At 71.6% G+C, this 25,622-nt stretch carries 30 protein-coding genes and 3 pseudogenes; 15 read left to right on the top strand and 18 right to left on the bottom strand.

Annotated elements, in window-relative coordinates; all coding sequences use genetic code 11:
• Positions 1-60: 60 nt before the first annotated feature.
• Positions 61-1,230 carry a S41 family peptidase gene (locus tag ACTVZO_RS01810; RefSeq protein WP_443296617.1) on the bottom strand — a complete coding sequence of 390 codons (1,170 nt, stop codon included), beginning with the start codon at positions 1,228-1,230 and terminating at the stop codon, positions 61-63.
• Between the two features lie 76 nt (positions 1,231-1,306).
• Positions 1,307-2,350 (bottom strand): saccharopine dehydrogenase family protein, encoded by a 1,044-nt coding sequence (locus ACTVZO_RS01815; protein ID WP_443296618.1) that lies wholly within the window; start codon positions 2,348-2,350, stop codon positions 1,307-1,309.
• Between the two features lie 128 nt (positions 2,351-2,478).
• Here ACTVZO_RS01815 and ACTVZO_RS01820 point away from each other — a divergent pair.
• Positions 2,479-3,276, top strand: a pseudogene (locus ACTVZO_RS01820) (helix-turn-helix domain-containing protein); the annotation flags it as partial.
• Here ACTVZO_RS01820 and ACTVZO_RS01825 read toward each other — a convergent pair.
• A complete protein-coding gene (locus tag ACTVZO_RS01825; protein ID WP_443296620.1) occupies positions 3,224-3,538 on the bottom strand; it encodes an NIPSNAP family protein in 315 nt (104 codons plus the stop codon). The pseudogene ACTVZO_RS01820 and the gene ACTVZO_RS01825 sit on opposite strands and share 53 nt — an antisense overlap.
• An 18-nt stretch (positions 3,539-3,556) precedes the next feature.
• On the bottom strand, positions 3,557-3,964 hold the full coding sequence (locus ACTVZO_RS01830; RefSeq protein ID WP_443296621.1) for a RidA family protein: 408 nt from the start codon (positions 3,962-3,964) through the stop codon (positions 3,557-3,559).
• Between the two features lie 98 nt (positions 3,965-4,062).
• Here ACTVZO_RS01830 and ACTVZO_RS01835 point away from each other — a divergent pair, with 98 nt between their 5' ends.
• Entirely contained in the window at positions 4,063-4,725 is a 663-nt protein-coding gene (locus ACTVZO_RS01835) for a TetR/AcrR family transcriptional regulator (RefSeq protein ID WP_443296622.1), read from the top strand.
• On the opposite strand, the gene ACTVZO_RS01840 is transcribed toward ACTVZO_RS01835, so the two are convergent.
• Positions 4,691-5,176: a VOC family protein gene (locus ACTVZO_RS01840; RefSeq protein ID WP_443296623.1), complete on the bottom strand. Its 486-nt coding sequence runs from the start codon at positions 5,174-5,176 to the stop codon at positions 4,691-4,693. The genes ACTVZO_RS01835 and ACTVZO_RS01840 overlap by 35 nt on opposite strands.
• Before the next feature lie 81 nt (positions 5,177-5,257).
• Between ACTVZO_RS01840 and ACTVZO_RS01845 the strand changes: the two genes are divergently transcribed.
• From ACTVZO_RS01845 to ACTVZO_RS01855, 3 genes are read left to right on the top strand one after another with little or no spacing between them, the layout of a single operon-like run.
• The gene (locus ACTVZO_RS01845) at positions 5,258-6,334 is read left to right on the top strand and encodes a DUF6183 family protein (protein WP_443296624.1); all 1,077 of its coding nucleotides are present in this window, start codon (positions 5,258-5,260) and stop codon (positions 6,332-6,334) included.
• A complete protein-coding gene (locus ACTVZO_RS01850; protein WP_443296625.1) occupies positions 6,331-6,912 on the top strand; it encodes a neutral zinc metallopeptidase in 582 nt (193 codons plus the stop codon). The genes ACTVZO_RS01845 and ACTVZO_RS01850 overlap by 4 nt, the downstream gene beginning before the upstream one ends.
• Before the next feature lie 53 nt (positions 6,913-6,965).
• Positions 6,966-7,703 (top strand): hypothetical protein, encoded by a 738-nt coding sequence (locus ACTVZO_RS01855; RefSeq protein ID WP_443296626.1) that lies wholly within the window; start codon positions 6,966-6,968, stop codon positions 7,701-7,703.
• Between the two features lie 13 nt (positions 7,704-7,716).
• Here ACTVZO_RS01855 and ACTVZO_RS01860 read toward each other — a convergent pair whose 3' ends face one another.
• Positions 7,717-8,688: a helix-turn-helix transcriptional regulator gene (locus tag ACTVZO_RS01860; protein ID WP_443296627.1), complete on the bottom strand. Its 972-nt coding sequence runs from the start codon at positions 8,686-8,688 to the stop codon at positions 7,717-7,719.
• 121 nt (positions 8,689-8,809) lie between these two features.
• Here ACTVZO_RS01860 and ACTVZO_RS01865 point away from each other — a divergent pair, with 121 nt between their 5' ends.
• The 5 genes and pseudogenes from ACTVZO_RS01865 to ACTVZO_RS01885 all read left to right on the top strand — a co-directional run bounded on the left by ACTVZO_RS01865 (position 8,810) and on the right by ACTVZO_RS01885 (position 12,995).
• Positions 8,810-9,205 (top strand): RidA family protein, encoded by a 396-nt coding sequence (locus ACTVZO_RS01865; protein WP_443303018.1) that lies wholly within the window; start codon positions 8,810-8,812, stop codon positions 9,203-9,205.
• Positions 9,206-9,452: 247 nt separating this feature from the next.
• Positions 9,453-10,148 (top strand): RICIN domain-containing protein, encoded by a 696-nt coding sequence (locus ACTVZO_RS01870; protein WP_443296628.1) that lies wholly within the window; start codon positions 9,453-9,455, stop codon positions 10,146-10,148.
• A 50-nt stretch (positions 10,149-10,198) separates the two neighbouring features.
• Positions 10,199-11,401, top strand: a complete 1,203-nt coding sequence (locus ACTVZO_RS01875; protein ID WP_443296629.1) for a sensor histidine kinase — start codon at positions 10,199-10,201, stop codon at positions 11,399-11,401.
• A 116-nt stretch (positions 11,402-11,517) separates the two neighbouring features.
• Positions 11,518-12,476 (top strand): annotated as a pseudogene (ppk2, locus tag ACTVZO_RS01880) (polyphosphate kinase 2).
• Positions 12,477-12,569: 93 nt separating this feature from the next.
• A complete protein-coding gene (locus ACTVZO_RS01885; RefSeq protein WP_443296630.1) occupies positions 12,570-12,995 on the top strand; it encodes a pyridoxamine 5'-phosphate oxidase family protein in 426 nt (141 codons plus the stop codon).
• A 52-nt stretch (positions 12,996-13,047) separates the two neighbouring features.
• Here ACTVZO_RS01885 and ACTVZO_RS01890 read toward each other — a convergent pair whose 3' ends face one another.
• The 7 genes and pseudogenes from ACTVZO_RS01890 to ACTVZO_RS01920 form a co-directional block, all read right to left on the bottom strand.
• The gene (locus ACTVZO_RS01890) at positions 13,048-13,740 is read right to left on the bottom strand and encodes a phosphatase PAP2 family protein (protein ID WP_443303019.1); all 693 of its coding nucleotides are present in this window, start codon (positions 13,738-13,740) and stop codon (positions 13,048-13,050) included.
• A gap of 150 nt (positions 13,741-13,890) precedes the next feature.
• Positions 13,891-14,517: pseudogene (locus ACTVZO_RS01895) on the bottom strand (phosphatase PAP2 family protein); the annotation flags it as partial.
• 496 nt (positions 14,518-15,013) lie between these two features.
• Complete coding sequence (locus ACTVZO_RS01900; protein WP_443296631.1) at positions 15,014-15,382, bottom strand: PRC-barrel domain containing protein; 369 nt, start codon at positions 15,380-15,382, stop codon at positions 15,014-15,016.
• Between the two features lie 84 nt (positions 15,383-15,466).
• The gene (locus ACTVZO_RS01905; protein ID WP_283450316.1) at positions 15,467-15,628 is read right to left on the bottom strand and encodes a hydrophobic protein; all 162 of its coding nucleotides are present in this window, start codon (positions 15,626-15,628) and stop codon (positions 15,467-15,469) included.
• Between the two features lie 79 nt (positions 15,629-15,707).
• Positions 15,708-17,369, bottom strand: coding sequence for an eCIS core domain-containing protein (locus ACTVZO_RS01910; RefSeq protein ID WP_443296633.1), 1,662 nt, complete (start codon positions 17,367-17,369; stop codon positions 15,708-15,710).
• Between the two features lie 117 nt (positions 17,370-17,486).
• The gene (locus tag ACTVZO_RS01915; RefSeq protein WP_443296634.1) at positions 17,487-17,891 is read right to left on the bottom strand and encodes a nuclear transport factor 2 family protein; all 405 of its coding nucleotides are present in this window, start codon (positions 17,889-17,891) and stop codon (positions 17,487-17,489) included.
• 8 nt (positions 17,892-17,899) lie between these two features.
• Positions 17,900-18,154, bottom strand: coding sequence for a hypothetical protein (locus ACTVZO_RS01920; RefSeq protein ID WP_443296635.1), 255 nt, complete (start codon positions 18,152-18,154; stop codon positions 17,900-17,902).
• Between the two features lie 365 nt (positions 18,155-18,519).
• Between ACTVZO_RS01920 and ACTVZO_RS01925 the strand changes: the two genes are divergently transcribed.
• On the top strand, positions 18,520-19,239 hold the full coding sequence (locus ACTVZO_RS01925; protein WP_443296636.1) for a TetR/AcrR family transcriptional regulator: 720 nt from the start codon (positions 18,520-18,522) through the stop codon (positions 19,237-19,239).
• 22 nt (positions 19,240-19,261) lie between these two features.
• Here the strand turns inward: ACTVZO_RS01925 and ACTVZO_RS01930 are convergent, their stop codons facing one another.
• Together ACTVZO_RS01930 and ACTVZO_RS01935 are read right to left on the bottom strand one after the other, a co-directional pair.
• Positions 19,262-19,735: an NUDIX hydrolase gene (locus ACTVZO_RS01930; protein ID WP_443296637.1), complete on the bottom strand. Its 474-nt coding sequence runs from the start codon at positions 19,733-19,735 to the stop codon at positions 19,262-19,264.
• A gap of 77 nt (positions 19,736-19,812) precedes the next feature.
• Positions 19,813-20,385: a hypothetical protein gene (locus ACTVZO_RS01935; RefSeq protein WP_443296638.1), complete on the bottom strand. Its 573-nt coding sequence runs from the start codon at positions 20,383-20,385 to the stop codon at positions 19,813-19,815.
• 160 nt (positions 20,386-20,545) lie between these two features.
• Between ACTVZO_RS01935 and ACTVZO_RS01940 the strand changes: the two genes are divergently transcribed.
• Both ACTVZO_RS01940 and ACTVZO_RS01945 read left to right on the top strand, forming a co-directional pair.
• Positions 20,546-21,205: a GNAT family N-acetyltransferase gene (locus tag ACTVZO_RS01940; protein ID WP_443296639.1), complete on the top strand. Its 660-nt coding sequence runs from the start codon at positions 20,546-20,548 to the stop codon at positions 21,203-21,205.
• 138 nt (positions 21,206-21,343) lie between these two features.
• The gene (locus tag ACTVZO_RS01945; RefSeq protein WP_443296640.1) at positions 21,344-21,589 is read left to right on the top strand and encodes a hypothetical protein; all 246 of its coding nucleotides are present in this window, start codon (positions 21,344-21,346) and stop codon (positions 21,587-21,589) included.
• A gap of 9 nt (positions 21,590-21,598) precedes the next feature.
• Here ACTVZO_RS01945 and sigJ read toward each other — a convergent pair whose 3' ends face one another.
• Positions 21,599-22,552 (bottom strand): RNA polymerase sigma factor SigJ, encoded by a 954-nt coding sequence (sigJ, locus tag ACTVZO_RS01950; RefSeq protein ID WP_443303020.1) that lies wholly within the window; start codon positions 22,550-22,552, stop codon positions 21,599-21,601.
• A 194-nt stretch (positions 22,553-22,746) separates the two neighbouring features.
• Here sigJ and ACTVZO_RS01955 point away from each other — a divergent pair, with 194 nt between their 5' ends.
• Positions 22,747-23,187: a hypothetical protein gene (locus ACTVZO_RS01955; RefSeq protein WP_443296641.1), complete on the top strand. Its 441-nt coding sequence runs from the start codon at positions 22,747-22,749 to the stop codon at positions 23,185-23,187.
• On the opposite strand, the gene ACTVZO_RS01960 is transcribed toward ACTVZO_RS01955, so the two are convergent.
• On the bottom strand, positions 23,175-24,287 hold the full coding sequence (locus ACTVZO_RS01960; RefSeq protein ID WP_443296642.1) for an ABC transporter substrate-binding protein: 1,113 nt from the start codon (positions 24,285-24,287) through the stop codon (positions 23,175-23,177). The genes ACTVZO_RS01955 and ACTVZO_RS01960 overlap by 13 nt on opposite strands.
• A gap of 266 nt (positions 24,288-24,553) precedes the next feature.
• Here ACTVZO_RS01960 and ACTVZO_RS01965 point away from each other — a divergent pair, with 266 nt between their 5' ends.
• On the top strand, positions 24,554-24,925 hold the full coding sequence (locus ACTVZO_RS01965; protein WP_443296643.1) for a hypothetical protein: 372 nt from the start codon (positions 24,554-24,556) through the stop codon (positions 24,923-24,925).
• 52 nt (positions 24,926-24,977) lie between these two features.
• Here ACTVZO_RS01965 and ACTVZO_RS01970 read toward each other — a convergent pair whose 3' ends face one another.
• Complete coding sequence (locus ACTVZO_RS01970; RefSeq protein WP_443296644.1) at positions 24,978-25,616, bottom strand: TetR/AcrR family transcriptional regulator; 639 nt, start codon at positions 25,614-25,616, stop codon at positions 24,978-24,980.
• Positions 25,617-25,622: the final 6 nt, after the last annotated feature.

Genomic DNA, 25,622 nt, shown 5'->3' on the forward strand with positions numbered 1-25,622 from the left:
GGTCGTCCCTGACAAGCTCCAGCGCCCCTGGAGCCGCGCGGTCGGGCTGGAGCCGGGCGGTCAGGCGCGGCAGGCGGGCCGGGATTCCAGCCAGGTGCGGGCGGAGTCGACCACCGGGTCTCCGGCGCCGCGGGACATGTTCCGGTCGGTGAAGTCCACGTGGACGTCGGGGGCGATGGGCGTGTTGCCGTACTGGCGCCCGGTCCGGTCCAGGTCCGCCGTTTCGGTGAGGATGAGGAGAGAACCGTCGTCGAACGGGTACGTGACGTTGCCCGTGGCGAGCCCGGCCGTGGGCAGTCCGAAGCTGCGGGTGTCCGGGCGGCCGCGGAAGGCGATCAGGGTCGCCTCGCCGGCGCTCGCCGTGTCGGGTCCCGTCAGGACCGCGACCGGCGGCTTGGGGCGCTGGAGTACGTACGCGTTGTGGGTGACGAAGTCCTCGATGCCGTCGGCGCCCGTCTCGACGCTCGGAGGCACGTCCTTCTCGATGACGTCCCCGTCGATGGACAGCTTCCCTTTGTCGAGCTCCCATGCGCCCTTGTTGCCGTCGGCGTCGACGAAGGCGCCGAGCCGGCCGTCACCGAGGAGCGGCGCCAGGGCGTCGAGCTTGGGCCAGATGGCCCCTCCGCTGTCACCGCGCAGGTCGACGATCCACCCGCAGGGCCGGGAGGCGTCGAGCGTGCGGACCAGCTCGGCGCCGGCCTGTGCGTAGCCCGGGATCTTGACCGTGGTCGGGAGCGACACGTAGCCGATCTTCTGCCCGATGAGGTGCCCCTGGGGTACGGGTACCGGTCCGCCGGTGCCGGGCACCTCGACGGGCGGGTCCAACGCTGCGGCCTGGTCCGGCCGCAGGAAGGAGGTGTGCGGATCGCCGAGCGCCTTGACGGCGCCGTCGATCGCGTCGTAGGTGTCGGCGGTGGTCCTGGCCCCGGCGGCTTCGGCGAAGGCCTGACGCCGCACCTCCGGCCAGTCGGCCTTGTGCCGCTCGAGCGACTTCTCCTGGAGCAGGTCCAGCACATGGGTGAGGAACAGCTCCGCCGCCGCCGACAGGTCCGTGGTCGGTTCCGGTGACGGAGCGGTGCGCGGCACGGCGGCCGGCGGATGAGCGCGTACGGCGGTGGCGGTGGTGGCGCCGGCGGAGCCGGCAGGGGCGCCGACGGCCGTCACGAGCCCGGCGGACAGCGCCAGCGAGATGGAGAGCAGGACCCCGCGCTTTCGCGTACCTGTGGCCACAAGGGCCTCCTCGGTGGGTTCAGAGGCCGCCCTTTTCATCGTCACGCCCGGACGGACGCCCGGCAAGCGGTGACCGCTACCCGCGGCGCGCGTGCGGGAGCAGTTCGACGGTGACGTGCGGGGACAGCGCGCCCAGGAAATCGGCGGCGTCGAACATCTCCCCCGCGGAGGCCACGCCGAGCGCACGGGTGCGGCCGGTGAGGACGCGGTCGAGCGCTTCCACCACGAGGGGCGCGGTGACGGCGTAGACGTCCTGACCGCGCGCGACGGCGTGGCGTTCGGTGTCACCCGAGCGCACGACGGCGTGGATGAGGAAGGTCTGGTCGGACCGGCCGCTCGCGTCGGCCGCGGCCGGCGCGGGCGTGTCGGGGGCCACGACCTCGCGGGCCGCCTCCGCCGTCATGTAGGTGGTCACGTCCGGGATGGACAGGTGGGTGGGCACCGTCACCACGTCGGCCATCGTGAACTCGCCGACGACGGAGCGGGGGCCCGTCGGCTCGGGGAAGGGCCACTCCAGGGCGGGCGGGGCGTCGGTGCGCCGCTCCCACTGGCCGCCGGTGTAGCGCAGCCGGTACCCGCCGCGCCGCTCCCGGGTGACCGCGCTCGACAGCCGCGTCCCGGCGGTGGGGTGCCAGCTGCTCAGCGCGTACGCGATGTGCGCCGAGTCCGCCTTGGCCCAGTCGCCCATCTCCGCGGTGGCCAGCAGGTCGCCCAGGCCTGCGAAGAAGGCCATCGCGGGTACGACGACCGCTCCCGCGTCGTGTGCCCGGTCGGCGAAGTCCGCGAAGGTGTCGAGGTTGGCCTCGAGCTCGGCCGCCACGTCCAGGTACGGGATGCGCGCCCGCAGGGCCGACTCGATCACGGGGGCGGCCGTCGAGGCGAACGGGCCCGCGCAGTTGATCACGGACGCCGTGCCCGCCAGCGCGTGGTCGAGCGAGGCCGGGTCGTCGGCCGATGCCACGCGGACGTCCAGCCCGGTCCCGCCGGCCAAGGCCGTCAGCTTGTCGGCGTCGCGGCCGGCGAGGACCGGAACGTACCCGCGCTCCAGCAGTTCCGCCACCACGAACCGCCCGGTGTGCCCGTACGCGCCGAACACCGCCACCGCCTGTCCCGATCCCATGAGTTGCTCCCCTGCACTCGGCTGATCCGCTGATCCGCCGGTCCGCTGGTCCGCTGGTCCGCTGGTCCGCAGCCGATCCGCCGCGATCCGTCTTGACCACCATCCTGGCGAGGATGCGGACCTCGCACGTGATCGTCCCCGGCTGGGCCGACACCGGTGTGGACCCGCCGGCCGAACTCGTCGACGCGGTGCGCGCGGCCCACGCGGCGGGCGCACGCGTGGCCTCCCTGTGCACGGGCGCCTTCGTCCTGGCCGCCGCGGGGCTGCTGGACCGCGTGCGCGCCACCACGCACTGGGCGCACACCGGGGAACTGGCCAGGCGCCACCCGGACGTCCGGGTCCACCGTGACGTCCTCTACGTCGACAACGGCGACGTACTCACCTCCGCCGGGAAGGCCGCGGCCATGGACCTGTGCCTGCACCTGGTCCGCCTCGACCACGGCTCGTCGATCGCCAACAAGATCGCCCGCCGGCTGGTCGTACCGTCCCACCGTGACGGCGGGCAGGCCCAGTTCATCGCCACGCCCGTCCCCGCCCCGGGCAACCACCCCCTCGGCGACCTCATCCCCTGGGCACTGCAACGGCTGGACGAACCCCTCACCGTGGAAGACCTGGCCCGTCAGGCCCGGATGAGCTCACGCCACCTGGGCCGCCACTTCAAGTCGCTCACCGGCACCACCCCGTTGCAGTGGCTCCACGTCCAACGCATCCGCCACGCGCAGGCATTGCTGGGGACCACGGACGACACGATCGACACCATCGCCACGGCCACCGGCATGGGCACGTCCACCACCCTGCGCCGGCACTTCCACCGGACCGTCGGCGCCCCGCCGGACACCTACCGCCGCACGTTCCGGTCGCGGGACGCCGTGTTCAGTGGCCGGGGGTTTCGAGCGGGCGGAGGAAGCGGCGCTCGTACCGCTTGATGCAGCGGGTTTCGCGCGCGAGGTCGAAGGCCGCCTGGCACTCCGGGTCGGACATGCTGTCCGACCGGTACTGCTCGTAGGCGGCGAAGCCCGGGAAGGAGAAGAGGGCGTAGGCGATGTCGCTGTCGCCCTCGCTGGGCAGGAAGTAGCCGTGGTGCGTGCCGCCGAACCGGTTGACCAGCTTGACCCAGCGACGCGCGTACTCCTCGAAGTCCTCGAGCTTGTCGACGTCGATCTCGTACTTCAGATGAATGGTGATCACCGTCCCCATCATGCCCGGTTACGCGAGGACCGCGGTGGCTTCGACTTCGACCAGGAGGTCCGGTTCGCCCAGTGCCGCAACGCCCAGCAGAGTGATCGGCTTGACCGGGTCGATGCCGAGCTTCGCAGCGGCGCGGCCCACCCCCTCGCCCAGCAGCGGCATCTTCTCGGGGCTCCAGTCGACGACGTAGACGGTCAGCTTCGCCACGTCGTCGAAGGAGCCGCCGACTCCCGCGAGGGCGGTGGCGACGTTGAGATAGCACTGCTCGACCTGTGCGGCGAAGTCGCCCGCGCCCACGGGGCGGCCGTCGGCGTCGCGGGCGACCTGCCCCGCGAGGAAGACCAGCTTCGAACCGGTGGCGACCGACAACTGCCGGTAGACGTCGGGCTTCGGCAGCCCCTCGGGGTTGACCACAGTCACGGGCACGAACGGCCTCTTCTCATCGGGATGAAGGACGACAGGGCGACAGCACAACAGGACCGGCACTCCATGAAAGCATAGCGTTGCTATGTATTGTGGGGGTCATGACAAGGACGAAAGATCCAGCGGTCCGCTCCCTGCTGCTCGACCGAGCCGCCCAGATGCTGCGGACGAGGCAGCCGGTCACGCTCCGCACCCTGGTCGCGGGAAGCGGGGTGTCGACGATGGCCGTCTACACCTACTTCCGTGGCATGGACGGCCTGTGGCGGGCACTGCGGCAGGAGGGCTTCATCCGGCTGACGGCCAAACTCGCGGCGGTCAGGATGTCCACGGACCCGGTGCGGGACCTCGCCGCCCTGGGGGCCACGTACGTGTCCAACGCGCTGGAGAGCCCAGATCTCTACCGCGTCATGTTCGACGTGGGCTTCGACCTCGAGGACGCCGGCGCCGCGGACGAGACCCTCCACTGCCTGGTCAGCGCCACCGAACGCGCCAAGGCTGACGATCGCTTCGGGAGCGAGGTCGACGCGCTGGAACTCGCGACGCAGAGCTGGACCATCGGCCACGGGCTCGCCTCGCTCGTCGCCACGGGCCCGCTGCCGCACCAGGCGCTGGCTCATGGCGTACCCCTGCTGACCGCACTGTTCACCGGAGCGGGAGACGAACCGGGCCGGTGCCGAAGGTCGGTCGAACAGGGCTGGGGACAACTGGCGACGCCCCCACCGGAGTCGATCAGTCCTTCGGACCGCCGAAATCGGGCAAGGTGACCGTGCCGTCCGCGGCGAGGGGGAATCCCGGGTTGTACGCGACTTCCCAGGCATGGCCGTCCGGGTCCACGAACGCACTGGAATAGAACCCGACCGCGTTGACGGCCGCGGGCTTGGTGACGGTGCCGCCTGCCCGTCGTACCGCTGCGAGCAGCTCGTCCACCTCGGCCTCGGAGCGGACGTTGTGGGCCAGGGCGATCCCGCCGAACCGGCCCGACCCGCCCGACCCGCCCGACCCACCGGGCCCGCCAGGCCCTCCGTCCGGTCCAGGCTCCACGCCACAGTCGCGGGCCAGCTTGTCCCGGTCCCACAGGACCAGCGCGAGCCCGCCCGCCTGGAAGAAGACCGTCTCCTCGACCTCCTGCCCGCGCCAGCCCAGGGCCTCGTAGAACCCCTTGGCGCGGGCGAGGTCGGAAACCCCCAAGGTGACCAGGGTGATGCGCTGTTCCATGCGAGCACACTAGAACGCCCGACGGGACGGCCTCCTCCGACACACCAGGCGCGGGCGGTCCTGGCCTTAGGGTTGCGCATCGTGACTGGTGATGCGCGTGAGCTGGTATGGCACATGGGAGAAGGGGCGGCGACCCGGCTGCGGGAGGGGGACCTCGACTACGTCGGGACGGTCGGGGGACAGCTGTGGGAGGGATTCCGCGCCGCCTCCGAACAGGCGCGGGCGTACGGGGACGGCCTCTCCCGGGTGATCCGGATGCTCGCCCTGACGCCCGGGCGGCCGAGCCTGGAACAGTTGATCCGGCTGATGGAACAGCACGGCACCTCCGTGAACCAGCGGATGAACGAGCGCTTCATCGCCTCGCTCCTCGCCGAGGGACAGCGACCGGCGGACCTCGTCGAGCTGCTGTACGCGCACGGGCGGCGGGACGGGCTCGACGGGCTGCGGTCCTGCCTGTTCCACGAGTTGCTGCTGCGCGGCGCCGACGTATCGGCCCTGCGCCCGACGGGGCGGTTCGGCTGGAGCCCGCTCGGGTGGCTCCCGCAGGACCTGCGCCCCTTCGAGACGGGCGCCCCCGTTCCCACCCGCAAGGCCGACGGCAGCGGGTGCGGCGGGGTGTGGACGGGGGCCACCGGCCCGGACCGGCTGGAGCCTGCGACGCCTCGGCCCCAGACGCCCTCGCCGCTGCCCGACCGGGCGACGGGCGATCTGCACGAGGCGATCGTCGCGGCGCCGCACGCCGGGGACTTCGGCTGCTACGGGGCCTGGGTCTTCGTCCCGGAACACCCGCTGGACCCCGCGCTGGTGCCCGCATTCGTGCCCACCCTGGCCATGCCCTGTGTCGAAGGGCTCGCCGCCGAAGGCCGTCCCGGGCCCCGCCGACGCGGTGTACCGGTCACGGCACCCTGGAGCCGGGATGCAGCCCGCCATGACGAGCGCCATGCTGGATGTGAGGAGTGCGACGAGGACGCGAACGGGATCGGGAACGCATCGGCGGCCGGCTCGGATTGTTTCTCGGGGATGGACGGAAATCCTCATGCCCGGAGGCAGCCATGGCCATGGCCGGAACGCTTCGGACGCGCACGTGCACCGCGCTCGCCGCCGCGCTGCTCGTCATGGGCGGCGGCGGTTACGCATACGGCCTTCCCACGACCGTGAGTGAAGACACGCTGGAGCAGGACATCGCCGCGGCAGCGGAGGGCGTCGACACGTTCTGGAAGAACCACTGGTCGGAGTTCTTCACCGAGTCCTACGTCTCACCGACCGTCCTCGGCCTGTACGACGGCACCGCGCCGGACGCCCCCACCTGCGGCGGAGAGAAGCTGGAACCCGGAAACGCCTTCTACTGCGTTCCCGAGGACTACGTGGCCTGGGACATCAACCTGATGAACACGGGCCACGCGGCCGGGGATGCGTACGTGTACTTCGTCGTCGCGCACGAATGGGGGCACGCCGTGCAGAGCCGCCTTTCCAGCCCGGCGCAGGACATCGGGCGGGAACTGCAGGCGGACTGCTTCGCCGGAGCCGAGCTCCAAGGCGCCGCCAGCCTGGACGAAACGATCATTTTCGAGGCCGGGGACCAGGAAGAGCTGGCCGCGGCGATCGCCAGCGTGTCCGACACCTTGCCTTGGAGCGATTCCGCCGACCACGGTTCCGTCGAGCAGCGCATCCACGCCTACAACAAGGGAGTGGAGGGAGGCGTCGAAGACTGCCTGCCCCTGACGACTCCCCGCTAGAGCGATCGGTCCGGCCGGGACGATTGACGATGCATCAATTCACCTTAGACTGCGTGGACTTGAAGACTCGGGGGGATGCGGTGGACGGTGATCTGACGCTCGGTCACGTGGTGGCGATCGCCGCGGTCTGCTGGGTGGTCCACTCCCTGTACGTCAGCGTCCGCACCAAGGTGCACCGGCGGAAACTGCCCGCGCCGTCGCTCGCTCCGGGCCAGGTGGAGATGTGCCAGGGGCAGGCGTTCCGCGAGATCTGCCGGCGGGCCGCGGGCCCGGGTCCGCACGTGGTGATGACGGACTACTTCAGCGAGCGGGGGTGGAACCGGGCGGACGTCATCGGGATCCTTGCCGAGCCGCTCAAGCACAAATTGATCAAGGTCTCGGGCTGGCAGTTCGGCGGGTACAGCGTGACCCGCAAGGGCTGGGCCGAGTACGAGAGCAAGTTCATCTGGACAGGAGGCGACGGAGTGCACATCTCCTCGGCATCGGGCGGCTTCGTCGTGGCGAACGTCAACAGCCCCCGAGCGGTGGCACACGGTGGGTTCGGCAACCAGACGAACGCGGGCGGCATCCCCCACCAGCGGCTGATCGAGGCCCTGCGTGCGGATGCGGACACCGCGACGTCGTCCGATGAGGCCGTCCGGGCGCGGGAGTACGCCGACGACCTGGCTTCGGCCGTCGATGCGCAGGACCCCGACCGCACGGCCCGCGTCCTCGGACGGATCAACGCCCTCCTGTCCAGCGCCACGGCCGCCTTCGCCCTGACGCGCGAACTGCTGCCGCCCGGCCCGTAGCGGCGGCTTCCCTTCAGGGCTGGTCCGCGTAGCGGGTGGCCAGCGCGGCGGCGCGGCGGTGCAGGGAGGTGCGCAACGACCGCGGGGCCACGGCTTCCGCGTCCGTGCCGAGCTGCCACAGGGCCCATTCGGCGTGTCGGGAGTCCTGGAACGTCACTTCCAGACGCAGCCAGTCGTCCGCGTCGGGCTCTTCCGCGCGGACGGCCACTGCCGTGTCCAGCAGGTCCTCCCGCCGCGCCGGGTGCACCCGTACCAGCACGGTGAGGTGGCCGTCGGAGAGGAACTGCGCGGAGCGTTCCCGCCAGATCCGGTCCAGGTCGACCCGGTTCGGCCGCTCGGCCGTTTCGGGGAGTTCCTCGGCGGCCAGCACCCGCGAGAGCCGGTAGGTGCGGTCCGCGCCGGACCGCGTGGCCAGCAGGTAGCCCCGGTCGCGTACGGTGACCAGCCCGATCGGGTCCACCGTGCGCCATTGCGGCGCCTGGCCCGTGGCCGCGTAGTGGATGCGCAGCTTGTGTCCGGCGAGCACCGCGCGCCTGATCTCGATCATCGTGGCGCGGGGCACCTCGTCGACGACCAGCCGGCGTGAGAGCAGGTCGGTCTCAGGTTCCACGAGGAATCGCCGGGCCGCGTCGCTCGCGGAGGCCCGGTGGCCCTCGGGCAGCGCGTCGACCACCTTCCGCATGGCCGAAGCGAGCGCCGAGCCGAGGCCGAACACCTGCTCGCCGCGCCCCGATCCGGCGGTCAGCACGGCGAGGGCCTCGTCGTGGTTCAGTCCGGTGAGCTCGGTCTGGAACCCGGGCAGCAGGGAGAAGCCGCCGTGCCTGCCGCGTTCGGCATAGACCGGTACACCGGCCGCGGACAGCGCCTCGATGTCGCGCAGCACGGTGCGGGTGGACACCTCCAGCTCGTGGGCCAGTGCGTCCGCGGTCAGCCGCCCTCGCCGGCGCAGCAGGAGGACCAGTGAGACCAGCCGGTCGGCGCGCATACGAGAACCCTATCGAAATACATGACAGAGGGTGTCGTGATTGGTTGGCAGGCTCGTCGATGCGACGTCGAGTACGGCGTACGTCCGCAGGCGCGGCGAATCGAACGGAGCTGATGTGGCGATGGAACGAACGGCGATCAACCCGGTGACGTGGTCTCAGGAGCTGGGGTTCAACCAGGGCGAGGTCGTCTCCGGACGCACCCGGACCCTGTACGTCTCGGGGCAGACCGCGATGAGCGGCGACGGCAAGCCCCTGCACGACGGTGACATGGCCGGGCAGCTGGCGCTGAGCATCGACAACCTGGAGGCCGTGCTCGGCGAGGCCGGCATGACGCTCGCGAACCTCGTCCGGCTCAACGTGTACACGACCGACGTCGACCTCCTCTTCCAGCACTACGGCGTGCTGGCGGCGCGGCTGGGTGCCGCGAGGGTGGCGCCGACCTCCACGATGCTCGGGGTGACGCGACTGGCGATCCCCGGCCAGTTGGTCGAGCTGGAGGGCACCGCGGTCGCGTAGCGCGGCGCGGTGCCGCGCCGTGCCGTGCCGTGCGGTGCCGTGCGGTGCCGTGCGGTGCCGTGCCGTGCGGGGACGGTGCAGCGGCTTGTGCCCAGCCGGCAGAACCCCGCCTGTCAAGTCCCGAACTTCCGGGACGTGAGGCCGGGCGGACGGGGAGGTGCAATGGCGATGCGGGCCGAGACGCGGCCCGCGTCCGATGGCAGAGGCCGGAGCGGGCCCGCCGTGTCGCACGATGAGGAGAACAGCCATGAACCGTCCCACTCGGTCCCGGCGCTGGATGGCGTTCGCCGGTGTCGGCGCTCTGGCGGCGGGGGCCGTGCTGATGCCCTCCGGCGCGTTCGCCGGAGACTGTGACGGGTTTCCGGGTGGGGTGTGCCCGGCGTTCTCGGACCACCGGAAACCGCCGGAGTTCGGCGACATATGGTGGAACGTCAAGAGCGCGCGCACGGACGATCTGGTCGCGGAGGAGACCGGTGGCGGATTCAGGGTCCGGCCGCGTGCCGATCGGGAGAATCAGCTGTTCCGTTTCCTGAAGAGCAGCGAAGCGGACGCCCACCACGGCCCCGTCTACCAGATCCAGGTCATGCCCAAGGTGCCGCCGCCCGTGCCCGACACGCCGATGTGCTTGGAGGGAAGCGACGGCGGCCAGCACGGGGCCGGGGTCCACACGAATCCGTGTGAGGAGACGGGCAGCCAGTTCTGGGAGATCGAACCCCACCCGAAGGGCTTCTTCAGGATCAGGCGGGGAACGGGCTCGATGCGCTGCCTCGACGCGCACAACCCGCCCATGACGCCGCCTCCGCCGGAGACCCACCTCCAGGAGTGGACGTGCCACGACAGGGAGAACCAGGCCTGGACGTTCGTCACCGCCCCGTCCCAGCCGAAGGTGTGGGATCCCGGCCCTCACAACGACTTCGACTTCGGGGAATGGGTCGGCCCCTGAGCCCGCCCTTTCTCAACCGACGGGTTGACGACAGGCCCTAGCATTCCCCGGTGCACATAAATCCAGCCGCCGCCCGGAGGGCCGCCGACATCGTGCTCGGCGTGGGCGTCGCGGCGGCAGGCTGTGTCGCGGGGGCCCAGTACCCCGCGGACCGTTGGCTTCCGTTCGACGGCTGGGCCTATCTGCTGACGGTGGTGACGGCCCTCACCCTCATGGTCCGGCGGGACCTTCCCGTCGCGGTACTCCTGGCTTCCTGTCTGGGGTACGCCGGCTACCTCGCGCTCGGTCATCCGCCCTCGCTGAACTTCTGGGTCCCGGTGATCGCCCTGGTGAGTCTGGCGGCGCAGCGCGCACCGCGCGTGGCGAGACCCGGGGCGCTGCTGACCGCGGCGGTCGTGCTGTACAGCGGCCTGCAGGGAGGGGTCTCGCTGCTCCTGGCGAGCGTGCAGGCGGTGGTCGTACCCGCGGTGGCGCTGTTCCTGGGAACGAACCAGCGCACCCTGGCCCAGCGCAACGCGGACCTCGCACGGCTCACGGGGCGGCTGGCCCGGGCTCAGGAGGACGAAGCCGGGCGGGCCGTGGTCGACGAGCGGATCCGGATCGCCCGGGAGCTGCACGACGTCCTCGCGCAGCAGATGGCCGTGATCACGGTGCAGTCGGGGCTGGCCCGCTACGTGTACTCCTCCGACCCGCCCACCGCGCAGGCGGCCTTGGACGCGGTGGCGGGCGCGGGCCGGGACGCCCTCGATGAACTGCGCCGACTGCTGGGCGTGTTGAGGGTCGGCCCCGACGGGGAGAGCGATGCGCCGCCGCTGCGGCCGCTGCCGGGCATCGACCGGATCCCCGAACTGGCCGAGCGGATCGAGGCGACCGGCGTCAAGGTGCGGACGCATACGCAGGGTGCGGTGCGGCCGCTCGGACCGGGGCTGGAGCTGTGCGCGTACCGGGTGGTGCAGGAATCGCTGACCAATGTCGTCAAGCACGCGGGAGCCACCCGGGCCGAGGTCCGCATCCGCTACCTGGCCGACCGGCTCCTGATCACCATCCGCGACGACGGGCCCGGCGAGGACGGCGGCCAGGGCACGGCGCACGGCAACGAGCCGGCCGCGACGGCCACGGGATCGGGTCTGGGCCTCCTCGGGCTGCGCGAGCGCGTCAAGATCTGGAACGGCGTACTGAGCACGGGCGCACGGCCGGGTGGCGGGTTCGAGGTACGCCTCTCCCTGCCGCTCACACCGACCGCCCGGCGGTGACGGCCACAGCCGTCACCATCCGCGACCACGCCGTGTGACCGTCCGGACACTTCTCGCTGGTCGACTGGGTCGGCTGGTCGGCGATGCTTCGGGCGGGGGGTGGGTATGTATCGGAAATGGAAGAAAACCGGCTGAAAAGAGACGGTGAGGACCTGCTCGCAGGGCTGAGCGTGGACGTGAGCCGTCCGGAGCAGCCCGTCCTGCTCGATGCGGACGGCGCTCCGATCCGCACCTGGCGCGAGAACTACCCCTACGACCGCAAGATCCGGCGGGGGAGTACGAGCGGGCGAAGCGCATCCTGCAGATCGAGCTGCTGAAGATGCAGAGCTGGGTGCGGGCCACCGGAGCCCGCGTCGTGGTGATCTGCGAGGGCAGGGACGCCGCGGGCAAGGGGGGCACGATCCAGCGGTTCACCGAGCGGCTCAACCCCCGCGGCGCGCGCATCGTGGCCCTGGACAAGCCCAGTGACCGCGAGGCGGGCCAGTGGTATTTCCAGCGCTACATCGCCCATCTCCCGTCCGCCGGAGAGATCGTCTTCTTCGACCGGTCCTGGTACAACCGGGCCGGCGTCGAGAAGGTGATGGGCTTCTGCTCCGACGACGAGTACAAGCTCTTCCTCCGCCAGTGCCCGGCCTTCGAGGCGATGCTCGTCGAGGACGGCATCCTCCTGATCAAGTTCTGGTTCTCCGTCTCCCGTGCCGAGCAGCGCACCCGCTTCGCGATCCGGCAAGTCGACCCCGTACGCCAGTGGAAGCTCTCGCCCACCGATCTGGCGTCCGTGGACCTCTGGGACGCCTACACCCGTGCGAAGGTCGCCATGTTCCGGGCGACCGACACCGCGCACGCCCCGTGGACGGTCGTGAAGAGCAACGACAAGAAGCGCGGCAGGCTGGAGGCCATGCGCAGCCTGCTCTGGCGGGCCCCGTACGACCGCAAGGACGAGGACGCGGTCGGGAAGCCCGACCCCTTGATCGTGGGCAGCGCCGCCACGCTCCTGGAACCCGGAGAGGAACCCGCCGACCTGTCCCCCACCCCCTTCGCCGGACCGCCGTCCGGACCCGGACGCCACCCCTGAAACGCCTGGGGCGCGGCGGGTGACGTGCGGGGAATGGGCCTGTGCGGGACGGTGTTTTGAGAAGGAATGCTTTCCGCCCTCGAGGAGGATGCCATGGCACTGTCCCGGACCGAGCGTGAGCAGTTCCTCGCCGAACCCCACATCGCAGCCCTGGCCGTGAGCGCGGGCGATGACCGCGCGCCGCTGACGGTTCCGATCTGGTACGACTACTCCCCCGGCGGCGACATCTGGATCATGACCGGCCGCGACTCCCGGAAGGCCGAACTGATCGCGTCCGCGGGCCGGTTCAGCCTGCTGGTGGACCGGGTGGAGCCGACGATCCGGTACGTGTCGGTCGAGGGGCCGGTGGTGTCGACCGAACCGGCGGTGCGTGAGCAACTGGTGTCGATTTCCTCGCGGTACCTGCCGGCCGAGAAGGTGGACGGCTACGTCGACTTCGCGTGGAAGAACCACGGCGAGCAGATCGTGATCCACATGCGTCCGGCGCGGTGGGTGAGTTCGGACCTCGGCGAGGTGTAGCGGGCCGCTGGGCCCGTATCGCCCGCCACCGCCACCGCCACGTCGCGTCACGTCATCGGCGTTCGGCCGAGAGCTCCGGCTCCAGGCCCTCCCGCGTCACGGCCGTCCGGCGCCGCCCGGTGTCCGCCCGCCAGGCCCCGAAGACCAGCGTGGTCGCGGTGACCACGGCGAGGCCGAGCAGCCAGCCGCCCGCGACGTCGCTCACCCAGTGCACTCCCAGCGCGACGCGCGTGTAGCCGACGCCCACCGCCGAAACCGCGGCGAACGCCCAGGCGAGCGTCCGCCCGGCGCGGGGTACCAGGGGCAGCAGGACCAGGAGGAGGACGGCGCACGAGGTGACGGCCGTCATCGCGTGGCCGGACGGGAACGCGTACCCGGGCGCGTGGGCCACCGGATCGGGCAGACGGGGCCGCGCGCGCTCCACCAGGACCTTGACGAGCACCCCGGTCAGGGCGCCGGCCACCGCGGTCACGGACGCCCAGGCCGCGAGCCGCCAGGCACGGCGGGTCAGGAGCCAGAGCACGAGCAGGGCCACCAGCAGACGCAGTGTCACGGGGTCCCACACGAAGTCGCTGAGGACGCTGAGGACGCGTACCCAGCCGGGACGGCCGAGGGCGGCCTCGTGCAGCCACTCGGCCGCGGCCCGGTCGAGTCGGTACAGCGGTGGCCAGCGGGACTCCACCAGGACCAGGGCCAGGGCGAAGGGCACGGACGCCGCGGCGGTCACGACGGCGGTGAGGACCAGTCTCGCCGCGAAGGTCGTGTCGGGTCCGGAGCAACGTACCGGCAGGTCCCGCAGGGTGGTTCGCGGTCGCCGGGGCGGGCCGGCGCGGGCCGGGGCCGCTTCTTGCGCATCGCGGCGGCCGGACAGCACGACGGAGCCGACGATCAGCAGCGTCGCCGCGCCGTTGACCAGGCCGCCCGCCACGTCGGTGGGGTGGTGCATGCCGCGGTACACGCGCGACAGCGCGACGGCGGCCGGAACGAGCAGGGCGGCCGCCGCCGCGGCGTACCGCCATCGGCCGCGGCCGCGTGTCCGCAGCAGCACGATGACGGCCAGTCCCGCGTAGAGGGCGACGGCGGCTCCGACGTGTCCGGAGGGGAAGCTCGATGTCGGCGGCGCGCCGTCCAGACGCGGAACGTCGGGGCGCGGCCGTCGTACGAGCGCGGTGACCAGCAGGAACACGCCCGACTGCGCGGCGACCGACGCGGCGAGGAAGAGGGCCTCGGCGCGCCACGGCACGCGCGGCAGCACGAGCAGCGCCACGACGCAGACGAGGGTCACGCCGATGACGCCCTGCGTGTCGGCCAGTACGGAGAACCATCGGGTGACGGCGGTGAGCGGTGCGCTGCGTTCCGCGACGAGGTACCGGCCGGCCCGGTCCTCCCACGGCGACGGCCCCCGGTCGGCCTCCGCTCCGGTGAGCAGTGTGCCCCACCCCGCCATCAGGGCTGCCTGGACCGGCAGGAGCAGCAGTGGCCAGGTCCTGCGGGGCGCGGCGGGACCGTGTTCTCGCGTCATGAGGATCTTGTTGCCGCGGACGGCCCGATGATGCGCCCGGCCGGGCCGTTCGGTTCCGGTGGTCCTCGCGAACGTGGGCCCTGACCTCCTCGTAGACCGTCCGGTCGGTCGTCAGCCCGCTGTGGTCAAGGCATGCCGTGGTGCTGTTGAGGGCCCCGGAGAGGGCAACGCTGCCGCGCGGGTTGATGACGAGGTCGCAGGGTGAGCCCCAGGTGGAGCCGTCGGAGTTCCAGCCGTGGACGAAGACGACGGGGTCGGGGTGGACGGCCCCTTGGCGGTCCCCGGCCGCGGACGCGGGGGTGGGGAGGAGGGGCATGAGTACGAGGAGCAGCGCAGGCGCGCTCCGCAGCAGGTTCCTGGTCATTCTGGGTTTGTCGCGTGCTCCGCCGTACAAACCGCGGGAGTTGACCTCAGGCTCACCCGCCCGGGTGCGGGCCATGACCGGGCCTCGGCACCCCTGGAGGGTGCCGAGGCCCGAGCCGGATCGAGAGGGGTGTCAGGCGGGGCGGCCACCGAAGGGGATACCGGTGCCGTAGTAGGCGCCCAGCTCTTCGCGGTAGCCGGGGTCGCCGAGGTGCTCGTCGCGGTGGAACTCGGGGGCGTCCTTGATCTGGCCCCTGGTCCGGTCGACGAACACCTTCCTCTCCTCCGGGTCGACGCTGACGACGGTGCTCGCCGGCATCAGGACCTCCTTGCCGAAGATCCACGCGCCGGTGTCCACGACCAGGTAGGCGTCACCGACCTCGTCCGAGTGCTTGTCGACCTTGCCGACGCTCCCGTCGGTCGCCTCGACCTTGAAGCCGGTCAGGTCGGTGCCCTGAAGGTGACCCGAGGTCGCCTTGTAACTCCACACATGCTCAGTCACGCGAACAACTCCTCCGGTACGTCGGGGACTGCGCGGATGACGATTCCGCGCCGTTTCCCTCTTGTTCCGTACGTCGTGCGTTCACTACCAGCGGTACCACCGGCCGCTGCCGCCCTTGGGCCGGGCGACGAAACCGATCAGCCACAGCACCAGGACCGCGATCGCGACCCACCAGAGAATCTTCAGTGCGAAACCGGCACCGAAGAGAATCAGAACGAGCAGAAGAACGAGAAGCAGGGGAACCATCGTTATCAACCTCCAGACAACCGGCTTCCCCCGGATCCCCCGACCATGCGCGGGACAGCGGCGTTCGCGGCCGGGTGGCTCACAGACTGGAGATCTTGAGGATGTGCGTGGCGATCACCTTGAACTGCTGTAGCTGGCTCTGGATCTCGGCGCCGTAGTCCGGTGCCTCGACCGTGACGGGCCAGTCGGTGCCCTTGGCCCGGTAGTGGGCGGTGATCGCCTTGGTGCCGGCGAACCGCAGGGCGACCCCCTCCGGCCATTCCTGCATCATCAGCAGCAGGCCGTACGGTTCGAACCACGCGGGAAGCACCAGCGAGGTGAAGCCGCCCTCGCCCGGCCGGATCCTGTCGGAGGGTACGTCGGACTCGTACGAGGTCACGCCGGGCGAGAGCGTCGCGACATCGGGACCGGGCCTGTTGACGATCGCCATGGCCGTGTTCTGCGTCCGCTCCTGGAGCAGCGAAACGTACTGGGCCACCGTCGCGCCCTGATCGTCGGAGAGCCGTTCGCGCTTCATGGCCGACGTCAGAATCCGGGCCAGGCTCTCGTCGCCCTGCGCCGCCTTGCGGATGCCGGCGAGGTCCGCCTCGGGCAGGGTGATGGCGTCGAGGTCTCCGGCCATCTCGTCCAGGATCACGTCGTCGTCCTGGGGGCGTTCCATGGCGACGCTGAAGCTGCCGTTGTTGGGCTCCGTCAGCGACTTCGTCACGACCTCCTGGATCCGGGCGAGGTCCGGGTTCTGCGCCCCTCTCGTGTCGAGGACGTTCACGGCCAGTGCGGTGCTGTCACCGCGGTCGTTCGAGCCGGTGTGGGCGATGCCCTGGTCGACGAGAGTCCTGCGGCCCAGGATTCCTCTGGTGTTGATGGAGTGGACCAGGTCGATCATCGCGGCGATCCGGCCGACCTCGATGAGGAGCTCCTCGGGATCGTTCACCTCCAGCGCGGCGTTGGCTCTCGAATCCTTGAGGTACGCCAGTACGCGCCGGCCGGTGGGTTCGAGGAGGTGGTCCAGGTCGCTCTCCTGGATCAGGCGGGCGGGGTCGTCCACCTGCGCGCCTTTCATCGTGACCGTTCGCTGGACCGCCTCGGGCGGCGAGGCGGGCATCGCGTGCCGCTCGGCCGGAGCGGGGGCCGTGGTGTGGAGGGGCGGCGGCCCGGAGGTCACCCGCGTCGCGGTGGCCTCCGCTTCGCGTTCGAAGCGGTCCGAGGGGTCCGATACGCGCAGCCCGTCGCCGTTGTCCGTCCCGGCGACCGGGCCGCGACGCTGCTGGATGACGTGGGTCAGCTCGTGGGCGAGGGTGTGCCGGTCCGCCCCACCGTCGCCGATGACGACATGACTGCCGGAGGTGTAGGCGCGGGCGCCCACCGCGGCGGCTGACGCCCGCGCGGCAGCGTCGTCGTGGACGCGCACGTCCGAGAAGTCGGCGCCGAGGCGGGCTTCCATGTCCGTGCGGGTCGTGTCGTCCAGGGGGCGACCCCCGCTGCGCAGGACGTCGTGGACCGCGGAGCGCTGCACGGTGACCCGTTCCTGCTGATCGTGACCGCAGCCGGGGCCGTGCCGGTGTTCCTGCCGGGCGCCGCGATGCCCGGAGCGGCGCAGGAGCTGCACGACGGCGGCGTTCCCCGACGCGCCTTGCATGGCCAGCAGCCGCTGCTGCGGCAGCCCTCCTCCGGAACGCTCACGCTGCGCCCGGTGAGCTGCCTTGGCCTCGGCGGTTTCGTTGTTCTCGCGCTCGCGCATCCGGTTCCGTCTCTCCTGCGATCATGCACCGGTTACCTGACTACCCGATAACCGCAGGGGGCGGAAGGCGCTTCCGGTCGGACGGTCACCCGGTCGCCCGGTCGCCCGCGCGAATGCTCAGTCCCCGAAGTAGGCCTTGGCGACGGCGTAGGTGTCCTCGTACAGGTGGTAGCGGGTGGTCCGCCCGTCGCGGACCGTGGCGTGCAGGGCGAACGCGGTGTCGATGTCCCGGCCCGTCTTCTTCACCTCGGAGACCATGTGTCCGATGAGCACCACGTCGTCGCCCTCGGCGATGACCTGGCGCAGCTCGAAGGCCCTGGCCCGCACATGGGTCCGCAGCAGCTCGAAGAACGTCCGCATGCCCTCGGCCGAATCGGCTTCCGGTACCCACGGGATGCCCGGCGGGTGCGGGATCGAGAACGACACCGAGTCGGCGAACAACGCCGCCGCCTCCGCGCTCCTGCCCTCGGCTAGCAGCGGGAAGAGGCGCTGCACCGTCTGCGCCGGCGACTCCGTCGTCATGGTGACCGCTAGATCACGTTGTGCGAGAAGAAGCCGTGAGGGCAATGGGCGCAGGTGCCGTCATCGCCTTCGGACCATCCCTCGCACCCGAAGCAGGCCAGGCAGTTGAGCGTGTCCATGCCCACCGGCAGACCCGCGCTCTCCAGCCGGGAACGGGCCGTTCTGCGCACCTCGTCCAGTTGGTTCTGCGCCTTCTCGAGGTCGTCCGAGTTCTCCTTGAGCGCACGCTTCTGCGCATCGGTCAGGTCGGTGTTGATGCCCACTGTCTTCCCTCGTTTCGCAGTCGAAGCTCCGCTACTACGCCCATTGTCATCCGAGCGAGGTGGGCGAGCACCTCGCGCCACGACGTGATGCGTACGCTGTTCTCAGATTGGAGTACAGTGTGCGCATGCCTCCGGGCAGGCACTCGGTCGCGATGACGCGGCGGGTGCGCGGAGCAACCCGGCCCGCCACGGGGGTCGGGCCGGGTCGCTTCGCGCATCCGCCTCCACAGCTCAACTACCCCCTGTCGTACGGATAGTTGGCTTCGCCTGAGGACCACAGGGCGCTGTTGGGCGTACAGGGTGCGGGAGGGGGGCGCCTCGTACGCTCGACGCGCACAACGTACGCACAACAGGGGGTCCACATCATGGCAGCGAAGGCGAACACCCAGTCCATCCCGTCCGTGTGGGCGCGCCCCCAGGAGGCGCCGACTCAGCCCGCACTCAGCCGTGCGGTGATCGTGCGCGAGACGATCGCGATGCTCGACGAGGAGGGCATCGAGGCGCTCAGCATGCGCAAGCTCGGAGCCCGGCTGAACGCCGGTGCGACCTCCCTCTACCGTCATGTCGCCCTCAAGGACGAGCTGATGGAACTCGCCGTGGACGAGGTGCTCGCGGAGATCGTCCGCTCTCCGGCCGACAGCGCCGACTGGCGCGCGGCCGTCACCCAGCTCGCCGTCACCTTCCGCGCGACGGCCCTCCGCCACCCCTGGATGTGCGCGGTACTGGGCCAGGCGGGCCTCGCGTACCTGGGACCCAATCTGACGGCCATCTCCGAGCGGCTGGGTGCCCTGTTCAGCGCCGCCGGCTTCCCGGAGCCGCACGGCGCGATCGACGTCGTGTACTCCTACGTCATCGGCGTGACCACGACCGAGTCGGCGTGGCTGACCACTGTCGTCCGCTCCGGACGGACCGAGGCCGAGTTCATCGCCCAGCTCGTCCGCGCCTCGCAGCAGACGGGCGAGCACGCGGGCACGGCCGCGGACGCGGACACCGACACGGTGAATCCCAGCGGGATCCGCGACGCGAAGTTCGCGTACGGCCTTGAGGTGGTCCTCGACGGTCTGGCCCTTCGACTGACCCGCTGACGGCCTCGGTGGCTTCCGTGCCTCAGTGCTGGATCAGGCCGCCGACCGGGACCGCAGCGACGTGGCCGGTCGCCGGAAGGGCCTGCGCGAGGGCGAGGCCGACGTCGACCAGCGATGAGCGGCGCAGTCCTGCGACATCGGGGATCCGGGTCCACACGCACTCGGCGATTTCATCGTCCGGATCGGGCCGGAGTGGGCCGCCGATGATGCGGAGCCGGTAGAAGACGCCGACGTTCTGGTGGTCAGGCCCGCCGGGGACGGTGCGTTCGGCTGCGGGGATCACCCTCGAATCCACGCCCAGCAGCCGTTCGACCACCCCGTCGCAGCCGGTCTCCTCGGCGACCTCTCGGATCACCGCGTCGATCGGGTCCTCCCCCTGCTCGACCCGGCCGCCCGGAAGCGTCCACGTGACCTCGCCCTTCGACGAGACGTGGCAGGCGAGCAGCACGCGCCCGTCCTCGATGCACACGGCGTACGCCGCCAGCCTCAGACTCACTCCGGTACCCCCCTTCGCCCGCTGGATGTTAGCCGAACGGCCAGGCTCCGGACGGAGGACCACGGAGACGCAACAGCTCACAGCGCCTGCTCTGCCGCCTTGTCCATGAACTCCTGCAGCGAGGCCAGTTGACGCCGGACCGCCTCCTCGAACTCCGCGTCGACCTTCCGCGCGTCGACGCCCTCGGGGCTCTTGCCGTACCAGGAGGTCGCGATCTCACCCACGCGGGCGGACAGGGCGTCGAGTTTCTCGAGGCCGCTCCTGGCGTCCTCCGGCGCGACGAGGCGCGCGGTCGTGAGGGACCGGATGACGTCCGTGTTGGCCGGTGCGTACTTGTCCTCGAACTGGCGCCGCCGCTCTTCCGGGGTCCTGGCCCGGTCGAAGCTGATGTTCAACAGCTGGGCGGCCTGCTGCACGTACTTGCTGGTGCTCGCCGCGAGCTCGACGTACGCGGTCCGCCGGATGTCCGCCCGTCGTGCGTCGGCCTCGCCGCGGTGGGTGTCCTTGGCTTCGAGGTAGCCGAGCAGGCTCCCGGTGAGACCGGCCACGGCGCCGATCAGGGTGCCCGCGAGCGCGGCGAAGACGGGCCCCCGCCCGCGTGACCGCTCCCTGGCGGTGCCGTCACCCGCGTCATCCCGCCTCTGCGTCATGCAATACCCGTACCGCGGCCGGACGGTCCCGGCACACCGAACCACCTGTTCGAACGAACGCGGCGACGCGGACGGCCTGCGGCCGGGTGGCCCACACCGGTACGGCGTGTCCGCCGTCGCACGGCAGGGGCGGGCCGGATCCGCTGCCTACCGTGGCCTCATGAGCACACGTCCAGCGCTGCCGTCGGCCGGGTACGGGATCCGGTGCGCCCGGCCCGCCGAGTCCGCGGCGATCGCCGCGCTCCTGGCCCGCGCCTTCGCCGACGACCCGGTCATGGCGTGGATGATCCCCGGCGCCACCGACCGGGAACTCCGGATCGCCCGCTACTTCAAGCTGGCCCAAGGGCAGCAGCGGCCGCGGGCGGGCGGCGTACGGGTCGCCGCGACCGGCGACGGTCGGCTGCTGGCGGCCGCGCTGTGGTCGGGGCCCGGGCGCTGGGAGTCCTCCGCGGTCCGGGAGCTGGCGGTGCTCCCCCGCTACGCCCGCATCTTCGGCGTCGGCGGGTTGCAACGGGCCGCCGGGGTCCAGAACGCCCTGCACGAGGCCCATCCGGACACACCGCACTGGTACCTGCCGTCCGTCGGAACGGACCCGGGGCTCCAGGGGACGGGAGTCGGTTCGGCCCTGCTGCGCCAGCAGCTGGCCGGCTGCGACCGGCTCGGACAGCCCGCCTATCTGGAGTCCAGCAAGGTCTCCAACATCGCCTTCTACGAAGGGCTGGGCTTCCGGGTCACCGGGGAGCTCCCGCTCCCGGAGGGCGGTCCGACCCTCTGGCCCATGTGGCGCGACCCCGTACCCGCGGCCGGAGCCCACGGCTGAGCACCGTCCGCCCACCGGCCTGCCGGAGCGGGGGGCCGCACCAGGTGCCGTTGTGGTTCGCGTGGGATGGTCGCGCGGTGTGGATGTGCACCGGCTCGACCTCGGCGACCGCGCGGAAACGTCCTCCAGGAACCGCGGGTGCGCCTCGCCCTGCCGGACACGTTCGACGTGCTGCTCCTGCAGGGCGAGGCGCAGCGCTTCGACGACCAGGACGTGCCCCGGGACGCGGCGGACGCGTTCGCCGCCACGTTCGGGCGGGACCCGCGGACGGAGGACCGGCCCTGTCTGTACATCTGCGTGGCCCCGAAGACCGTACGCGCCTGGCGGGGCGAGGCCGAGCTGCGGGGCCGGGTCATCATGCGCGACGGAGCGTGGCTGGACTGACGCGACGGGTCAGAGCGGGAGGTCCTCGGTCCAGGCTCGGAGCTTCTCCGGGTTGCGGATCGCCCAGATGTGGGTGATGCGGCCGTCGTGGATGTCGAAGGCGGCGACGGTCGCGGGGGCGCCGTTGTGCTGGGCGACGAGCCCCGGGCGGCCGTTGACCGTCCTTTCCACGAGCGTCAGCCCGGGGGCCTTGTCGGCGATGTGGATCAGGTACTGGGCGATGTTCCTGCCGCCTTCGACCGGGCGCAGCACGGTGCCGACCATGCCGCCGCCGTCGGCGGTCATCAGGGCGTCGGGGTCGAGGATGCCGACGAGGGCCTCGACGTCCTTGGACTCCCAGGCCTCCTTCAGGTTCCGTACGAGACCGGCGTGCCGGGCTGCCGGGGCGGCCGGTGTGCGGGCGGAGCCGACGCGCCGGCGGGCCGAGGACGCCAGCTGGCGGCAGGCCGCGGGGGTCCGGCCGACGATCTCGGCGACCTCGGTGAAGGGGTAGCGGAAGACGTCGTGGAGGATGAACGCCACGCGCTCGGCCGGTGTCATCGACTCCAGTACGACGAGGAAGGCCATGTTGACCGACTCGTCGAGGGTGACCTGGTCGGCGGGGTCGGCCGGCCTGGCCCCGGCTCCGCCGGCCCGCCCGCTGATCCACTCCGTACGGTCGGGCAGCGGTTCGGGGATCCACGCGCCGACGTAGCGCTCGCGCCGGACCCGTGCCGAGCCGAGCACGTCCAGGCAGACGCGGCCGGCGACGGTCGTCAGCCAGGCGCCGGGCGAGGCGATGGCCTCCTGCTGCTGCCGGGACATCGCGTACCAGCGGGTGTAGGTCTCCTGGACGGCGTCCTCGGCCTCGGCGAGCGAGCCGAGCAGCCGGTAGGCCAGATTGATCAGCTGCCGCCGCTCGGCGACGACCGCGCTCAGGTCCGGCTCGGACGGGTCGTGTCCCGGGTCTGACGGGGTGTTCATGCTCGTGGCCACTGCCTGGTTCTCCTCGTGCGCTGTCGGTCTCGGTGTCGCTGTCGCTGTCGGTCTCGCTCTTTCGACGAAACACGGGACCGGGCTGTGAGGTCGGTGTTCGCCTGACATTTCGCGGGCCTGCGTCGTCGGATGGGCAGGACCCCACCGATCCACCGCCGCGAGGCAGAACAGAGGCAGACATCATGGCCCTGCGAACGACCACAGCACCGGGCAGATTCACGTTCCTGTACGTCGCGATCGCCCTGCAAACCCTGACCCTCCTCTTCCAGGCGGTCACGGCCGGACTGCTGCTGGCCACGCCGTACGGCGGGCTGCTGCACGACGTCGGATCGCGCGTGATGTACGGGGCGTCCATGCTGTACGTGCTCGCCGCGGTCCTGGCCTGGCGGCCGGGCGGCGGCTCGCCGCGCCCCGTCCTGTACGCGACCGGGTTCCTCGTCCTGGCCTCGGTTCAAGTGGTGTTGGGCATAGCGCACCAGCCGGCGCTCCATGTCCCCCTGGGGGTGGTCATGTTCGGACTGAGCCTGGTCGCCCTGGCGCTGGCCCCGGCCCGGCACCGGACCCTGGCCCGGGCCGGGGCCCAGCCCAGGGCGCGCGGTGTGTCTTCGCGTCAGCCGGTGTGAAGGATCCGGAAGCGGCCGGGGTCGGCCGGGTCCCGGTCGACGACCTGCACCGGCGGCCAGGCCCACTGCCGGACGCCGATGCCCGGCGTGCGGGAGAACCGGATCGGCCCTCGGGTGCCTTCGACGGCGACCCGCGGCCAGGATCCCGCGAGGCGCGCCCGGTCCGTGCCGTGCACGCGCAGCAGTTCGGCGAGGACGGCGATCGTGTCGTAGCCCTCGAAGGCGACGAAGGAGGGCGCTTCGGCCAGCCGCTCGCGCAGGGCCGCCGCGACGCGTGCGCCGAGCGGGCCGAGGTGCTCGGGCAGGTAGCGCAGGAACGGGACCGCGGCGCCGTCCTCGCCCAGCAGCGCCGCCCATTCGGCGAACTCCGGCTGTCCGGCCGGAGCGCCGATCGTGATGCCGGCGAGGCGCTGGTCGCGGCGGACGGCCCTGACGATCGGCACGGCCGGCTCCGGGTGGCCGACCAGCAGGAGGAGGGCCGTGGCGCCATGGCCCGCGAGTTCGTCGCACAGCGCCGCCGGGGTGAGCGTGCTCGCGTCGAGTTCGACGAGCGCGCCGCCGCGTGGGGCGAGGTGGTCGCGCAGGATGCGGGCTCCGGATGACCAGTAGACGCTCGGCTGGGCTGCGACGGCGATGTGGCTGTGGCCCGCGCCGAGGAGGTGGTCCGCGTAGATCCGCCAGCCGTGGGACTGCGCCGGGGCGAGGCGCGCGACCCACTCCGTCGGCTGTTCGGTGAGTGCGTCCAGCACTGCCGAGGAGCAGAGGAACGGCAGGCCGAGGGCGTCGGCCCGGGCGGCGGCGGAGCGGGCTACGACACTGTGGTACTCCCCCGCCAGCGCGGCCACGCCCAGACCGGCCAGCTCGTCCACGGCCGCCTCGGCCCGCCGCGGATCGGCCGCGGTGTCCCGGACCACCAGCTCGAGCGGCCTTCCGCCGATCCCGCCGGCGTCGTTGACCTCGCGAGCGGCCAGTTCGAGGCCGGCGAGCAGGTGCCGGCCCGCCTCGACCCAGCCGGGCCGGGTCAGGGGAACGAGGGCGCCGATCCGGACCGACGGTCCGTCAGTTCCCTCTGCTCCGGAGTGCGATGGGTGTGCGTTCATACCGGCGTCTCCCGTGTGATCGTTCGCCGAAATGCGTCACGGTACCTGGCGTACCCGGAGGGTCATTGCCGCAGGGGGCCGGAGCCGGGGCTTGACGACCCGCCCCAAACATATGACACTCGGAGTGCAAGTTGTTTTGTCCAATTTCCTAACGACTCCCTACCTTCCGTAACGAAAGGCAAGAGATGTCCATCCACAGCACCCTTGCCTCCTCCCGGCCGAGCCGAACCGGAACACGTACGCCGTCGGCCCCGCCGGCGCGTCACATGCCGGCCTACGCCGCCGCGGGGGCGGCCGTGGGCGGCGTCTGGGCCTTCGGTGGGGACACGCCCGCGTGGGAACACGCACTGCGCGTCCTCGTGGTCGTGCTCTGCGTCAGCGTGGCCGTGCGCCTCGTCGGCCGACGCCTCACCCGCACCGGACGGCCTCCGGTCGACCGCGGCCTGTTCTTCGCTCTGGTGACGGCGAAGGTGCTGCTGGTGGCCGTGGCCCTGTTCGTCGACCGGCTCGCGGGCCTGTGGTTCTCCGAACCGGCCCTGATCACTGCCGGGTTCCTGTTCGTCCTGGTGACCGTCGGCGGCCCGGCCCTGCACGGCCGGCTGGCGCACGAGAACCCGCCGTGCCGAGCCGGCTGCTAGGGCCTGTCGTCAAACTCGCGTCGCGGGGCAGACGGGAGTTTGACGACAGACCCTAGGCGCCGGAGCGGGGCTGGTCGGTGGTGGCGAGGAGGGCGTGTACGGCCGTCGCCATCGTGTCGGCTGCCGCTTCGGCGCTGAGGCCACTGCTGCGCCAGTGGTACCAGGCGCCCCAGGTCGTGACCGCGTCCAGCCCGTGGAGCACTTCGGCCCGGCGTGCGGCGGGCAGGCGTTCCAGTTCCTCCGCGAAGATCTCGGCCAGTCGCGCCCTGGCGAGGTCCAGCACCTCCCGGGTGACCTCGGCGACACGGCCCGTCGGAGCTTCCAGGCGCATCAGGGTCAGCTGGGCCGGCGTGATCCACTCCAGGATCCGGGCCCGCTGTTCCGTCAGGGCCGCCACCCGGGTGTCGCGCGGACCGGCGGTCGGAAGCGGCCTGATCTGCTCGATCAGCTGCTCCAGGCGGCGGGTGATGGCCGTCTCCACCAGTTCGGACATGTCGGCGAAGTGGTGGAACACCAGGCGCCGCGACACACCCGCGCGCTCGGCGACCCGCTCGGCGGGGAAGCTCGATTCCCCGTCGTCGAGCAGGGACAGGACGGCTTCGGCGATCTTCACCCGGGACTGGCGGCCGCGCTCGGCGCGACCGTCCGTGGCACGGTCCCCGGGCCACGGCCCGCGGGCCGACTGGTTCACGGCGCC

Origin of the sequence: Streptomyces sp. IBSNAI002, assembly GCF_052244475.1 — a bacterium.
Classification (GTDB): Bacteria; Actinomycetota; Actinomycetes; order Streptomycetales; family Streptomycetaceae; genus Streptomyces.